This window comes from Desulfovermiculus halophilus DSM 18834, from assembly GCF_000620765.1.
Lineage (GTDB): Bacteria > Desulfobacterota > Desulfovibrionia > Desulfovibrionales > Desulfothermaceae > Desulfovermiculus > Desulfovermiculus halophilus.
The window spans coordinates 1-14859 of record NZ_JIAK01000013.1 but is presented as its reverse complement, the minus strand read 5'-3'; the positions used below and the strand labels follow the sequence as shown (position 1 = coordinate 14859).

Annotated in this window: 12 protein-coding genes; 11 read left to right on the top strand and 1 reads right to left on the bottom strand. The window is 57.3% G+C overall.

Annotated features, from left to right (window positions below; all coding sequences use genetic code 11):
- Window positions 1–53 precede the first annotated feature (53 nt).
- From N902_RS18700 to N902_RS0107580, 11 genes are all read left to right on the top strand, one after another.
- Window positions 54–2627, top strand: coding sequence for a sensor histidine kinase (locus N902_RS18700; protein ID WP_161635163.1), 2574 nt, complete (start codon window positions 54–56; stop codon window positions 2625–2627).
- Window positions 2628–2675: 48 nt separating this feature from the next.
- Complete coding sequence (locus tag N902_RS0107630; protein ID WP_027370459.1) at window positions 2676–3320, top strand: response regulator transcription factor; 645 nt, start codon at window positions 2676–2678, stop codon at window positions 3318–3320.
- Between the two features lie 186 nt (window positions 3321–3506).
- Window positions 3507–5057, top strand: a complete 1551-nt coding sequence (locus tag N902_RS0107625) for an acyl-CoA carboxylase subunit beta (RefSeq protein WP_027370458.1) — start codon at window positions 3507–3509, stop codon at window positions 5055–5057.
- A gap of 485 nt (window positions 5058–5542) precedes the next feature.
- Window positions 5543–5896, top strand: a complete 354-nt coding sequence (locus N902_RS0107615) for an OadG family protein (RefSeq protein WP_027370456.1) — start codon at window positions 5543–5545, stop codon at window positions 5894–5896.
- 15 nt (window positions 5897–5911) lie between these two features.
- Complete coding sequence (locus N902_RS16935) at window positions 5912–6157, top strand: biotin/lipoyl-containing protein (RefSeq protein ID WP_084288015.1); 246 nt, start codon at window positions 5912–5914, stop codon at window positions 6155–6157.
- A 75-nt stretch (window positions 6158–6232) separates the two neighbouring features.
- Window positions 6233–7393: a sodium ion-translocating decarboxylase subunit beta gene (locus tag N902_RS0107605; protein ID WP_027370455.1), complete on the top strand. Its 1161-nt coding sequence runs from the start codon at window positions 6233–6235 to the stop codon at window positions 7391–7393.
- Between the two features lie 137 nt (window positions 7394–7530).
- Window positions 7531–8043 carry a TRAP transporter small permease gene (locus tag N902_RS0107600; protein ID WP_027370454.1) on the top strand — a complete coding sequence of 171 codons (513 nt, stop codon included), beginning with the start codon at window positions 7531–7533 and terminating at the stop codon, window positions 8041–8043.
- On the top strand, window positions 8043–9326 hold the full coding sequence (locus N902_RS0107595; RefSeq protein ID WP_027370453.1) for a TRAP transporter large permease: 1284 nt from the start codon (window positions 8043–8045) through the stop codon (window positions 9324–9326). The genes N902_RS0107600 and N902_RS0107595 overlap by 1 nt, the downstream gene beginning before the upstream one ends.
- A 113-nt stretch (window positions 9327–9439) precedes the next feature.
- Complete coding sequence (locus tag N902_RS0107590) at window positions 9440–10426, top strand: TRAP transporter substrate-binding protein (RefSeq protein ID WP_027370452.1); 987 nt, start codon at window positions 9440–9442, stop codon at window positions 10424–10426.
- A gap of 205 nt (window positions 10427–10631) precedes the next feature.
- The gene (locus N902_RS16930; RefSeq protein WP_084288012.1) at window positions 10632–11483 is read left to right on the top strand and encodes an ATP-grasp domain-containing protein; all 852 of its coding nucleotides are present in this window, start codon (window positions 10632–10634) and stop codon (window positions 11481–11483) included.
- Between the two features lie 452 nt (window positions 11484–11935).
- Window positions 11936–13081, top strand: a complete 1146-nt coding sequence (locus N902_RS0107580) for an aldo/keto reductase (RefSeq protein WP_027370451.1) — start codon at window positions 11936–11938, stop codon at window positions 13079–13081.
- Between the two features lie 315 nt (window positions 13082–13396).
- Here N902_RS0107580 and N902_RS0107575 read toward each other — a convergent pair whose 3' ends face one another.
- Window positions 13397–14332: a ribonuclease Z gene (locus tag N902_RS0107575; RefSeq protein ID WP_027370450.1), complete on the bottom strand. Its 936-nt coding sequence runs from the start codon at window positions 14330–14332 to the stop codon at window positions 13397–13399.
- Window positions 14333–14859: the final 527 nt, after the last annotated feature.

Genomic DNA, 14859 nt, shown 5'->3' with positions numbered 1-14859 from the left:
GGATTTTCCCTGCCCTAGAGCTGCGCCTACCCCGGATCACCACTACAAGCGCGATGGGACTGAGACGACCTTTTTTAGAGCGTGAGGCCCGGACCGGGGACGGGGGGCGGGTTGGAATGCGCAAGCTGCGCTGGGTCGTGTTGATCCTGGCGGTGCAGGCCTTTCTTTTCGCCTCAGTTGGCGGATATTTGGTTTATCATTCCCTGCGCCAGGCCGCGTTCCGGGAGGCGGAGCGGCAGTGCGTGACCAATGTGGAAATGGTCAAGCGTTCCCTGGATTCCATGCTCTCGGAGTATCGCAAGCCGGTCCAGGCCTTGGCCCAAATGGAAGAGCTTCGAAGCGCGCTGGTCGGCGGGGACAGAGCCTCCCTGCAGGCGGCCAACGCAATCCTGGATACATTTCAGACCTCCATGCAGGCCGATGTCTGTTACCTGTTGGATGCAACTGGGACAACCATTGCCTCCAGCAACCGCTTTGCTCCCAACAGCTTTGTGGGTCAGGACTTTGGCTTCCGGCCCTATTTCCAAAAGGCAATAGCCGGGAACTCCACATCCTATATGGCCTTGGGGGTAATCTCTGAGGAGCGGGGGGTGTACTACAGCGCCCCTGTCCTGGGCCAAGATGGAGACATCCCGGTGGGCGCAGCGGTGATTAAGATATCCATTGAGCCCATTGAATCCAGGCTGCTCACCGGGTCCAATCAGTACTTTCTGGTCCATTCCCCCCAGGGCATCGTATTTATCACCAATTATGACCCCTGGCTGTTTACCTCCCTGAGCCATCTCGGTGCTGAAACCAGGCAGCGGCTGACCCAGAGCAAGCAGTTCGGGACCGGTCCATGGCAATGGTCCGGACTGGAGATTCAGGATGCAAACGCAGTCGGCCCACAAGGGACTTCTTACCTGGTCTACAGGCGATCTCTGCGTGATTTTCCAGGCTGGGGACTGGTGTATCTCCATAATCAGCAGGCTGTGGCCCATACGGTCCAGGATTCCGTGATCCGGGTCGCCGGGCCCTTTGTGTTCGGGATATGCCTGATCATCGGTGTCTCGATCTTCCTCCTGTATCGAACCGCCAGCAAGGAGATTCTGCATCGCAACCAGCTGGAGGAGGAACTGCGGGAGAGCGAGAGCAAATACCGCTCCATATATCACCAGACGCCGGCCATGCTGCACTCCATTGACGACCAGTACCGCCTGGTCAGTGTCAGCGACTACTGGCTGGAGGTGACCGGCTACACGCGGCAGGAGGTCATCGGACGCAGGCTGACCGACTTTTTTACCCCGGAGTCCAAGCAGCTGGCGGAAGAGATTATCCTTCCCCGCTTCTTTCAGCGCGGGGTGAGCAAGGAAGTCCCGTACAGGTTCGTGAAAAAGAACGGGCAGGTGATGGATATTCTCCTGTCCTGTCTGGGGATACGGGACGATCAGGGGAATATTCAGCGGACCCTGGCCATATCCGTGGATGTTACGGCCAGAAACCGGGCCCAGGAGGAGCTCAAGCGGGCCAAAGAAAAGCTGAGCGCATATTCCCGCAACCTGGAAAAGCTGGTCCACCAGCGGTCCCAGGAGATGTCCGGGATTTTAAAGTATACCCCTGCGGTCATTTATATCAAGAACCGGAAGGGCGAGTATCAGCTGATCAACGACCGGTTCGAGAAGCTTTTTCATGTCACCAAGGCGGATATTGTGGGCCGGAAGGATGAGGACCGACTGCCCGCTGCTGTGGCCAGCCAGCTGCGCTCCAACGATCTGCAGGTCCTGAAGACCGAGTCCGAGTGTCAGTTCACGGAATGGGTGCGCCAGGCAGACGGCCTGCACACCTACCTTTCGGTCAAGTTTCCCATTTACGGGGAAGACCGGTCCGTGGTCGGGGTCTGCGGCATATCCACAGATATTACCGAGCTGCAGAAAACCCAGGACAAGCTGCGGCGGTTGTCGGCCAGTGTGATTGAAAACCAGGAAAAGGAACGGGCCGCCTTGTCCAGGGAGCTGCACGACGAGCTGGGACAGATGCTCACCGCCTTGCGTATGGATTCGGTATGGCTGGAAAAGCGTCTTCCGGGCACGGACCAGAAGGCGGCCGAACGGGCGGGGATCATGCGCCAGCTGGTGGACAAGACCATTGATGACGTCCGGAATATGGCCTATCAGCTTCGGCCGGGGGTCCTGGACGATCTGGGGCTCCGGGACGCTTTGGAGTCCCTGGTTCAGGATTTCAGGAATCGGAGCACATGGCAGTGCACCTTCCAGGCCGACCAGATTCCGGAGCTGGATGGGCCGACCGCTACGGCGGTGTACAGGATCGTGCAGGAGGCCCTGACCAATGCCCTGCGTCACTCCCGGGCCGGGGAGGTTGCTGTTTCCGTGTCTGCTGAGGGACAAAGCGTTCTGGTGGTTCAGGTGGCGGACGACGGAGTGGGATTTGATCTTGGCCAGGACGACAACGGGCAGGGATTCGGGCTGACCGGGATGCAGGAGCGGGCGAATCTGGTGGGGGGATCGATTGCCTTTTCCTCCGTCCGGGGAGAGGGGACCAGGGTGGTCTGCCGGGTGCCCCTGGACGGGGAGGTGCAGCCCGGATCGGATCCCGGGTCGATGACGGATGGGGAAATGACCGGAGCATGAAAAATTGCCCGGGACGGGATGCAGATAGAGGGGAAGCTGGAGATGGAGATGACCGCCAAAACCATTCGTATTCTGCTGGCTGACGACCACAGCATCGTCTTGGACGGCTTAAAGCGCATCCTGGAGGAGCACAGGGATCTGGAGGTGGTGGCCGAGGCCCACAACGGAGAGCAGGCCGTGCGCATGGCCCTGGACAAAAAGCCGGACGTGGCGGTGATCGACATATCCATGCCCGGCGTTGACGGGTTGGAGGTCTTGTCCCGGCTCAGGGCCCAGGCGGGGGAGATCCCGGTGATCATGCTGACCATGTATGAAGAGAAGCAGTACATGTTCCGGGCCCTGGAGACCGGGGCCATGGGCTATATCACCAAACGGTCCGCCCCGGATCAGCTGGTGCATGCCGTGCGTCGCGTGGTGGGCGGGAAGCGGTATGTGCCGGAAGAAATGGCCGAGGTCATGGCCGGCCGGCTGGCCAGCAAAAGCGAGAGCGGGTCTCTGCTCGACTCGCTGACCACCCGGGAGCTGCAAGTGCTGCGAGGACTGGCCCTGGGCTCGACCAACAAGGAGATCGCCGAATCTTACGATATCAGCGTGAAGACAGTTGATACCTATCGGCTGCGGCTGCTGAAGAAGCTCAGTCTGCGGAATAACGCGGATCTTTCCAGATTCGCCATGCAGCACAACCTGTTGTGAGGTCAAGGCGGGGCAGCAGAAGGATCCGGCTGTGCCGGGGTGTTCGGGCAGCAGAGGCCGGAGATCAGAAAAATTCTGACCAGGAGTTCAGATTTCTTCCGATGTTCACGCCGGTCGGTATGGGGTAGTGAGTGCAAAATGTGCATGAACTGACAGCATAGGTCCAAACTGGGACAGGGAGAAGCCATGAGTGCTGAAAACGCGCGGGCCGAGTTGAGAAAGCGCCGCCGGGAAGCGGAAAAGGGTGGCGGACAGGAACAGATCGACAAGCAGCATGAAAAGGGAAAGTACACCGCCCGCGAGCGGTTGAACAAGCTTTTTGATCCGGGGACGTTCCAAGAAATAGATATCTTTGTCACTCATCGAAGTCCTGAAAAAGGCATGGCCGGTGCAGAAACTCCGGGAGACGGGGTGGTCACCGGCTACGGGAGCATAGAAGGCCGGCTGGTCTATGCCTTTGCCCAGGATTTTACGGTCATGGGAGGATCTCTGGGCGAGATGCATGCCTCCAAGATCTGCAGGGTTCAGGACATGGCCATGCAGATGGGTGCCCCCATTATCGGGATCAACGATTCCGGAGGGGCCAGGATTCAGGAAGGGGTGGCCGCGCTGAGCGGATATGGGAACATTTTCTACCGCAACACCAGGGCCTCAGGAGTCATTCCCCAGATCTCGATCATAATGGGGCCTTGCGCCGGCGGGGCAGTCTACTCCCCGGCCCTGACAGACTTTGTGTTCATGGTGGAGAAGACCAGCAAGATGTTCATAACCGGCCCGCAGGTGATCAAGGCGGTGACCGGTGAAGAGGTCAGCGCTGAAGAGCTCGGCGGGGCCAAGACCCAGAACGAGGTCAGCGGTGTGGCCCACTTTCTGGCTCACAACGAGGAGGAGTGCTTCCAGCAGGTCCGGTCCCTCCTTTCCTATCTCCCGGCCAACAATGTGGACGATCCCCCGGAGGTGGAGCTTGCAGACGATCCGGACCGGATATGCCCCGGGCTGGACCAGATCATGCCCGATCATCCCAACAAGGCCTATGACATGGAGGAGCTGGTCTCGGATATTGTGGACCAGGGCAGCCTGTTTCAGGTCCAGGCCAGGTATGCGCCCAATATCCTGACCATGTTCGCCAGGCTCGGGGGCAGAAGCGTGGGCATAATTGCCAACCAGCCCAACTCATTGGCCGGCTGTCTGGATATCAACGCCTCGGACAAGGGTGCCAGGTTTATCCGGTTCTGCGATGCGTTCAACATACCCATCCTGACGGTCATGGACATCCCCGGATTCCTCCCGGGAACCAACCAGGAGTTCGGAGGCATTATCCGTCACGGGGCCAAGATGCTTTATGCCTACTCCGAGGCCACGGTCCCCAAGGTGACCCTGGTGGTCCGCAAGGGCTACGGCGGGGGATACATCGCCATGTGCAGCAAAGAGCTGGGCGCGGATCTCGTGTTCGCCTGGCCTACGGCCGAAATTGCGGTCATGGGTCCGGAAGGAGCGGCCAATATCATTTACGCCAAGGAAATCAAGGCGGCCGAGGATCCGGAAAAGGTCCGGCAGACCAAGATAGCCGAATACAGGCAGGAGTTTGCCAATCCCTATCGAGCGGGAAGCTTCGGTTATGTCCAGGATGTCATAGAGCCGTCCCTGTCCCGGCAGGTGCTGATTTCCGGGTTTGAGATGCTGGCCACCAAGCAGGACCAGGGTCCAGCCAAAAAGCATGGGAACATTCCTCTCTAACCCGCATGCCTGCTGGTTTGATGTGCCTGCAAACAGGCAGGTTTGCAGGCACAGAAGACAGAGCACAGAAGACAGAGGACAGAAGACAGAGGACAGAGGACAGAGGCCAGAAGATAGATAAGGACCTGACACAAAATAACGATATCAGAAAAGGGGCAGCCCCTGAGGGCAGGGGCGCCCTACGGGTGCCGTCATTAGAAGACTGGGGTAAAACTTTGGGAATCCGGCAACCGTAGGCCCCCCTCACCGAGCGGGAGGCCATTTATGATGAAGCGACGGTTATTCTGTGACAATCCCTAAGGGATGAACGAAGAATCAATGGGTTAGAGACTCTAATTTGGCTGCTCATTGACACCAATCGCCTTTTTGCAGTTCCGTCTGGTTTGAGAATCCGCTGGAAAGCGGGTATGGGCAGTCGCGGTTTCCTCCGGGATTGGGTTAGGCTTTTTCATAGAAAACATGGTGTTGCAACCAGGAGAAGAGGCGTGGAAAGATTTTTGGTCGGCACCCAAGTCACTCTCTTGGGCATGGTGACGGTTATCGGGATTTTGCTTCTGCTGTACCTGGCCATGGTCATTCTGCGGCATCTGGCAGGTCCAAAAAAGGAAGAAGCGTCGGGAGAACCTGAACCAGATACGGGTGAGACCTCTCCGGAGGAAGTTCCGGCCCAGGGAAGCGGCAAACAGCATGACCCCAAGGTCATAGCGGCGATAACAGCCGCCGTTCTGGCCACCTGCGATGCGGATGCCCGCAGGCCGAGGGCGTTTCAGCTGTCCCGGCCTGCGCGGCAGTGGAAGACTTTGGGCCGGGCGAAGGCCGTGGCCGGCATGAACCGATAATCACGGGGCTGTCGGATGGATGGCGGTCACGCCCCCTTCGAGCATGAAGCGCAGGAGATACAGGCCCCGATGAACGGACGGATAACAGCCCTGCATGTCCATGTCGGAAAGTCGGTGCGCGAAGGAGAGATCATGATAAGCATTGAGGCGATGAAGATGGAGACCCATCTGCATGCTCCCCGGCCGGGAGTGGTGATTGAAGTTCGAACCACTGAGGATTCATTTGTCCATTCCGGAGAGGTGCTCGCAGTCATCGATTGATTCTGCAGCCGGATGGATTGAGGCCAGGACCTTGGTTTGTAACCGTGTGCGTATGCACCTACCAACGAGATTGTGATGCTGGAAAAAACTCTTCTTTTTCTCAATTCCATGGGCATTTTGCATATGACCTTCGGCCATCTGGTCATGGTCTGTATTGCCCTGACTCTATTGTATCTGGGTATTGCCAAGAAGTACGAGCCGCTGCTTCTGGTCCCCATCGGGTTCGGCATGCTGCTCATCAATCTGCCCTTGACCGGGCTGATGGAACCTCCGGTCCTGGAAATCGGCCAGCACAGCATCCATACGGACAAGATCGGGGGGTTGCTGTACTACCTGTTCCAAGGGGATGAACTGGGGATCTTTCCCCCGCTCATCTTCATGGGCGTGGGCACAATGACCGATTTCGGACCGTTGCTCGCCGACCCGCGGAGCATCCTTCTGGGGGCGGCAGCCCAGTTCGGTATCTTTACCACATTCTTCGGGGCCATCTTTTTGGGCTACACCTTTCCGGAGGCGGCCAGCATCGGGATAATCGGGGGAGCGGACGGACCGACCACGATATATCTGACCTCCATGCTGGCTCCGCACATGCTGGCGGCCACGGCTGTAGCCGCATACTCCTATATGGCCCTGGTGCCCATCATTCAGCCCCCGATCATGAAGCTTCTGACCACCAAGCAGGAGCGGCAGATCGTCATGGAGCAGATGCGCGAGGTCTCCAGGCGGGAGCGGATCATCTTCCCAATAATGTCCACAATTGTGGTCCTTCTGCTCTTGCCGGCCGCAGCCCCCCTTGTGAGCATGCTCATGCTGGGCAATCTGTTCCGGGAATGCGGCGTGACCGGCCGTTTGGCCGATACCTCCCAGAACGCACTGATCAATATCGTGACCATCTTTCTGGGGATTACCGTCGGGGCCTCCGCTTCAGCTGAGGCTTTTTTGAACTTCAAGACCCTGGGGATCATGATCCTGGGCATTTTGGCCTTTGCCGTGGGCACCGGGAGCGGGGTCCTGCTGGCCAAGCTGATGAATGCCCTGTCCAAACGCAAGATCAATCCCCTGATAGGTTCGGCCGGGGTCTCGGCTGTGCCCATGGCCGCCCGGGTTTCCCAGGTGGTGGGGGCCAAGGAACGGCCGGACAACTTCCTGCTCATGCATGCCATGGGCCCCAACGTGGCCGGAGTCATAGGCTCTGCTGTGGCCGCTGGGATCATGCTTTCGGTCTTCGGCTCATAACCCGAAATGCTGGTTATCCCATGATGCCGAGAGCTGTGGCCGCTCGCGGGCCAGGGGATTTTTGTGCTCAGGTGAGGGGCTGAATGGTTACCAACGGGCAATATAAAGAAGGTGGTGAAGGTATGCCGGGAAATTTCATGCAGCGATTGGACTGGGCGATCAACGCCTTTAGTACCACGGTCATGACTGTCTGCATGACCGTGGCCACTGTAACGGCGTTCATGAACGTGGTTTTGCGTTACCTCTTCGGAATGTCGGTTCCCTGGGCTGCGGTGCTCACCGCGTACCTGTTTATCTGGTCCGCCCTGTTTGGAGCGGCCTACGGGTTCAAGATCGGCATGCACATCGGGGTGACCGTGGTCATTCAGAACCTACCGGCCAAGCTGGCCAAATGGATGCTGACCATCAATCTGATCATCATGATCGTCTTCTTGTCTGTCCTCACCTGGTGGGGAATGCAGTTTATTCATTTCAGCATCAATCTGCAGCAGATCGATATCGACTTGCGCATACCGTTTTGGACCATCTATCTCTGCGTGCCCATATCAATGGCCATAGCCGTGTATCAGCTGTTGCGCAAGCTGTATATTGTATTGACCATTCCAACCAGTGACTTCACCTACGATGCCGTGATGAAGGAGGCTGCCTGATGACAGCCATAACCCTGTTCGGACTCTTGTTCTTGTTGTTGGTGGCCGGGGTGCCGATCGCCGTGGCCCTGGGTCTGTCCACATCGGTGGCCATTCTTCTGTTCACCCATGAACCAACCCTGCTCATAGCCCAGAAGCTCTTCATCTCCCTGGACAAGTTTGCTCTGATGGCCATCCCATTGTTTGTGCTGATGGGCAACTTCCTCTCTCAGGGCGGGGCAGCGCAGCGCATCATCCGTTTCGCCCGGGCCCTGGTCGGGCATCTGCCCGGCGGGCTGCCCATGTCTGCTATTTTCGCCTGCGTCATATTCGCCGCGGTAAGCGGGTCTTCTCCGGCGACAGTGGCAGCAATCGGCTCGATCATGATGGGGGCGATAAAGGAGGACGGCTACAGCTCGGCGTTTTCCGTGGGCTCCATCGTCTCCTCCGGCTCCTTGGGCATCATCATGCCGCCGTCCATCATCCTCATCGTCTACGGGGTAACCGTGGACCAGTCCATCGGCAAGCTGTTCATGGCCGGGGTCATCCCCGCCTTCTTCCTGGGCGGCCTGCTCATGCTGGTGACCTATATCGCGGCCAGGCGGGGCGGGCACAAGCGACAGCCCATGGCTTCATGGAAGGAGATCTGGGATTCTTTCAAAGACGCCTCCTGGGGGCTTTTCGTCATTGTCATCGTTATCGGCGGCATATACGGCGGGATTTTTACCCCCACGGAAGCAGCGGCTGTTTCGGCTGTCTACGCCTTTTTCGCCGTTAAGTTCATCTACCGCGATCTGTCCTGGTCCCAGATACCGGAAGTAATCAAAACCTCGGCGGCGACGGCGGCCATGATCATGTTCATTATCGCCAACGCCATGATCTTCGCCCATCTGCTGACCACTGAGCAGATGCCCCAGGACCTGGCGAACTGGATCATCAGCCTCAACCTCAACGTGTACATGTTCCTCATTCTGCTCAATCTGCTTCTGCTTCTGGCCGGAAACTTCATGGAGCCCTCCAGCCTGATCATGATCCTGGCTCCATTGATCTTTCCCATTGCTGTCCAGCTGGGGGTGGATCCCATTCATCTGGGAGTGATCATTACCGTGAACATGGAAATCGGGATGCTCACCCCGCCGGTGGGCCTGAACCTCTTTGTGGCCAGCGGGATATCCGGACTGACCCTACAGGAGACCATCCGGGCCTCAATGCCCTGGTTCTTCGCCCTGCTGGCCGGATTGGCGATCATTACATATATTCCTCAGATATCGCTTTTTATTCCGAATATGATCTATGGTGGATAAGACGGTTGCTTCAAATGATGTCTTTGGCTAGTATGCAAAAGTAAATCATTAGACGGAAAATGGCGTGTCTCGTATGTTCATAAAGTTGACACAACACCAACGAGGAGGTCAGTATGGGACGCAAAGTAGCATTGTGTGCTTTGTTGGCGGTATTTTGCATTGCCGGTACAGGCTGGGCACAGACCTACACCATCAAGTTTTCCCATGTGGTGGCTGAGGACACCCCCAAAGGGCAGGGTGCAAAGTATTTCAAAAAGATTGTCGAGGAAAGGACAGACGGCAAGGTTGAGGTCCAGGTCTACCCCAATGCCGCCTTGTACAATGACCGGGAAGCCATCGAGGCCCTGAAGATGAACGCCATTCAAATGGCGGCCCCCAGTTTCTCCAAGTTCACTGGTTTTGTCCCTGAGCTGCAGATCTTTGATCTTCCCTTTCTGTTCAACGGCAGGGAGCATCTGTACAAGTTCATGGAAAGCGATGTGGGCCAGGAGCTTTTGGAGCTGGTCAAGGCCCGCGGTCTGGTCGGATTGGATTACTGGGACAACGGTTTCAAGCAGTTGACCCTGGACAGCCATCCCCTGATCATGCCCGAGGATGCCAAGGGGCAGAAATTTCGGATCATGTCCTCCAAGGTGCTCGAGGAGCAGTTCAAGGCAGTCGGGGCCAGCCCGCAGGTATTGCCCTTCTCCGAAGTGTACAGCGCTTTGCAGCAGGGGGTTGTTGACGGCCAGGAAAATACCCTGTCCAACACCTATACCAAGAAGTTCCACGAAGTGCAGAACTATATGACCCTGAGCAATCATGGCTATCTGGGGTACATGCTGGTCACCAACCAGATCTTCTGGAACAAGCTGCCCGAAGACCTGAAGGCAACCCTGCAGAAGTGCGTTCAGGATGCCACTGAGTACACCAATGAAAAGGCCGCGGCCATGAACATGGAATACCTGGAAAAGATCAAGGCCTCCGGAAGCGTTGAGGTCCATGAAATGACCCAGGAAGAACGCAAGGCATGGAAAGAAAAGATGATGGAGATCTATCCGGAGTTCTATGATGTGATCGGCGAGCAGCGCATCCAGACGGCCCTGGATCTGGCTGAATAAGACGATCCACACCCTATGTATGGGACTGCTTGAAAGCCCCCGGCGAACCCCGCCGGGGGCTTTCCTGTTGGGGCCCGGGTACGGCCTTGGGTCTTGGCAGTTGATTGGTTGTCTGCCCAGGCCATGACGGCAGAGGAATGCGCCTTGTCCAACGTGTGCCAGCTTGGCTTGCCGGATACCGGATTTGTTGGTACGAGTTCGGGCAATGGTCCTTTCTTACCACCCCTATTTTTACGGGCACAGATTCCGGCTGTGTGCGTCCCGGGAGCTGGACGACACGGACCGTAGGCTCATGACCCGGGCCTGGGCAGTGCTCTTGCCTCCGGGGCGGATGCCAGGGCTGCATGGCTTGGCGGTTACGACCTGCGGGCGGGTTTTCCCCAACTATGCCTGCCGCTACGCGTATCCGGGCAAAATTGGAGATATCCATCTGTTCCAGGAGTTGGACCTGCCCCATCCCGGCTCGGCGTGTTTTGCGTCCCTGGCCGAGTGCCCGGATCAGTACTGGCAAACGATTGATTACCCGGTGATCGTCAAGCATTCCGCAGGAGGAGAGGGCCGGCTGGTCTATGTTGTGCACAGTCCGGATCAGGTCAGCAGCATACTCTCGGTCTTTGAAGGCATGGAAAGCAGCGGGATCTCCGGGTTTGTGGTCCAGGACCTGGTGCCCACCGACCAGCGCACACTGCGGGTGGTGGTTATGCACACCCGGCTGTACAGCTACTGGCGGGTACAGGGGGACAAGGACAAGGTGGTTCATAACCTGGCCCAGGGGGGACGGGTGGATCACACTTCTGACCCGAAACTCAAGGCCCGGGGGGAGGAGCTGGTCCGTGAACTCTGCGCGGGGACCGGGATCAACCTTGCCGGTGTGGACGTCCTCTTCTCCCGGAGCCCCGGGAAAAGACCACAGCCTCTGCTTCTGGAGATCAATTACTTTTTTGCCGTGCATGGACTGGGCGGGTTGGAGGCCTATCATCACAAGCTGAAGAAGTCGGTCCGGGACTGGCTGCTGGAGCACGACATCCCGCTTCCTCCCAGGGACTTTGGGAGCTAAGGCCAATTTGCAATCCAGGGTACCCTTTTTTGGTTCTTCGACCTAGCCTGTGGATTTTTGGAGTTTGCCATCTCTTCTGTGTGCCCACTTTCGGCCCGGTATTTTCTAAGCCCCGCCAAAGGGGGGATCCCTGCCCCCTCCAGGCACTCACATGATGGACATTGCCTTCAGATGGACTGAGCATATCATGCATGTGAGTGCCTGGTTTCCCCCTTTTGGCGGAACCAAGAAAATGTGCGGGCCTGCCGCTCACGGCACACAGAAGAGACGGCAAACTCTTATGTATGCAATTCCACTTTCTGTGTCGAAGAGCCCCTTCTTTCTTGGGGAGGCAAAGAACTGGATCCTGGATCAGGTCCGGGATGACGGCAAGAGGGCTGAACGTAAACAATCAAAGTTAGGTTGTAGTGATCAGAACTGCACCCAGTATTTTCCAAAAAAGGATGTGAACCATGCGTTATCGAGGTTTCGGCCAGACCGGAGAGCGGGTCTCAGCTCTCGGATTCGGATGCATGCGTCTGCCCGTGGTCAACGGACAGGAGGATCGAATCGACGAGAACCAGGCCACCCGCATGCTCAGGCGGGCCGTTGATCTGGGCGTGAACTATGTGGATACGGCCTATCCTTATCACCGGGGTCAGAGCGAGCCGTTTGTGGGCCGGGCCCTTCAGGATGGATACCGGGAACGTGTGTTTCTGGCCACCAAGCTCCCTTCATGGCTGATCCAGGAGCCCGGAGATTGCGAGCGCTATCTGCAGGAGCAGCTCGAGCGGTTGCAGACGGACCGGATCGACTGCTACCTGCTGCACAACATCAAAAAAGAGTGGTGGGAGCGGCTGTTGGACTGTGGAGTGCTGGAGTTCCTGGACCGGGCTGTGCAGCAGGGGCAGATCAGATATGCCGGGTTTTCCTTCCACGACGAATACGATCATTTTGTCCGGGTGGTAGATGCATATGACTGGGACTTTTGCCAGATCCAGTACAACTTTATGGATCAGGAGGTCCAGGCCGGCAAAGCCGGCCTGGAGTATGCCGGGGAGAAAAAGCTCGGTGTGGTGATTATGGAGCCTCTGCGGGGCGGAAGCCTGGCCGGAGAACTGCCGGAGGATATTCAGGCTGCATGGGAACAGAGCGGAATCCAGCGTTCAGCAGCGGAGTGGGCCTTGCGCTGGGTCTGGGATCATCCGCAGGTCTCTGTGCTGTTAAGCGGGATGAGCAGCCTGGAGCAGGTGGAGGAGAACTGCCGGACGGCGAATGACGCCCGCCCTCATTCCCTGAGTCGGGATGAGCTGGAGACCGTGGACCGGGTCCGTCAGATGTACCAGGAACGAATGCACGTGGACTGCACCGGCTGCGGCTACTGCCTGCCATGTCCCAATGGGGTGAACATCCCGCGCATCTTTTCCATCTACAATGCCCGCTCTATGTTCCAGGACACGCGTTGGAGCCATTTGATGTACACCATGTCCACCAACGATGCCGAACGGGCGGACAACTGCATCCAGTGCGGGGAATGCGAAGAGAAGTGTCCTCAGGACATCCCCATTGCCGCCAAGCTGGCTGAGGCGCACCAGGTTCTGAGCGAGCCGCTGGAGTAGCCCCAGCGTTCATGGCTCTTGGTCACAAGAAGTGGAGTTTTCTTATACTTACAAACCCACATGCCTGCCAAGGCTTAGGCACGCTAACGGAGCGTACAAACGATTTCGATACCGATTGAAAGTGGTTACCCATTGTTGTGCTTTCCTTTCTTCGGGTTCGTAATCGCTATCGGGATCGGGATCGATATCCATAAACTGAGGGTTCCTGCTGCACCGAATGACATATTGTTTCGATTTCGATGGCGATCCCGATTTCGATTTGGATTCTCACAACTATTAACTAATAACAGTTTTTTATGCTAAAAAGGTAGCTGTCTATTCTGTGCACTGAGGACCAAGGGCCCGCTTGCGTTCAGGCAGGTCTATGCGTTGGCCGTCGCAGGCGGCGAGGGTCTGCGGGTGATGCCGGCCGGCCTGTTCGGCAAAGGGGCCCAAGGATCGGTAGCGCTGGGAGTAGTGAGCCAGGACCAGGTGCCGAACACCAGACCGGGCTGCCAGCTCTCCGGCCTGGGCAGCGGTCATATGCCTGTAGGTGGCCGCCTGCTGAAATTCCGTGTCCAGGTACGTGGACTCGCACACCACCAGATCAGCTCCTTGGGCCAGGGTCCCGGCGTTTGCACATGGTCGGGTATCCATGACCAAGGCGAACTTTTGACCCGGCTTGAGCACGCTGACGTCTTCCAGGAATACCCGTCCGCGCAGGGAGTCAACAAAGCCCTGCTGTTTGAGAAGCCCCAGCGCGGAACCGGTCACATCCTGAGGGATTTTGTTTGGGAGCAGGGTCCTGGAGTCCGGCTCCTGCAGCCTGTACCCCCAGGTATCGACCCCGTGCTCCAGAGGCAGGGCACTGATCTCGAATCCGGGGCGGGAGATGATGGTCCCGGATTGGCTGACCGGGTACTCGTGGACGGTTATCCTGTTGTGGAATATGGCCGCTTTTAACAGGCGATGCAAAAAGTGCCGGCCGGAGGCCGGGTAGACCAAGGCTACCGGGTGCTGAACCCTTTCCAGGGACAGGCGCTGGATGACGCCGGGCAGGCCAAGGCAGTGATCGCCGTGAAAGTGGGTGAGGCATATGACGCTGATATCCCGGGCCTTGACCCCGTACAGGGTCATTTGCCGCTGAGTGCCCTCGCCGGGATCAAAGAGCAGACCCTCCTTGTCCCAACGCAGGAAAAAACCAACATGATTTCTAAGTGAAGTGGGGACCTGACTGGATGTCCCCAGCACTGTGAGCTGTCGTTCGGCCATGCCGGATTCTGGCCCATGTCCTTTCCCCTGTCCAGTCCAGCCCGAAAATATGGTGCAGGCTGCGGCTCAGGGCGGCTGAGATAGCCGCAGTTTGGCCCGCTTGCATCCTTCATCGGATCAGCCTGCCAACACCAAACAGGTTCTTCGACGTAGCCTGTGGATTTTTGGAGTTTGCCATCTCTTCTGTGTGCCCACTTTCGGCCCGGTATTTTCTAAGCCCCGCCAAAGGGGGATCCCTGCCCCCTCCAGGCACTCACATGCAGCTCACTGCTTTCTGTGTCGAAGAGCCTTTTCTTTCTTCGGTTTCGTAATCGCTATCGGGATCGGGATCGATATCCATAAACTGAGGGTTCCTGCTGCACGGAATGACATATTCTTTCGATTTCGATAGCGATCCCGATTTCGATTTGGATTCTCATAAATATTAACTCATAACCCACGTTTATGGGGGCGGCGACAAGACTGTCAGTCAAAACGGTGAGTTGTCTTAAAATCACTTAATTTTATGGTCACTACATTTATTGCGT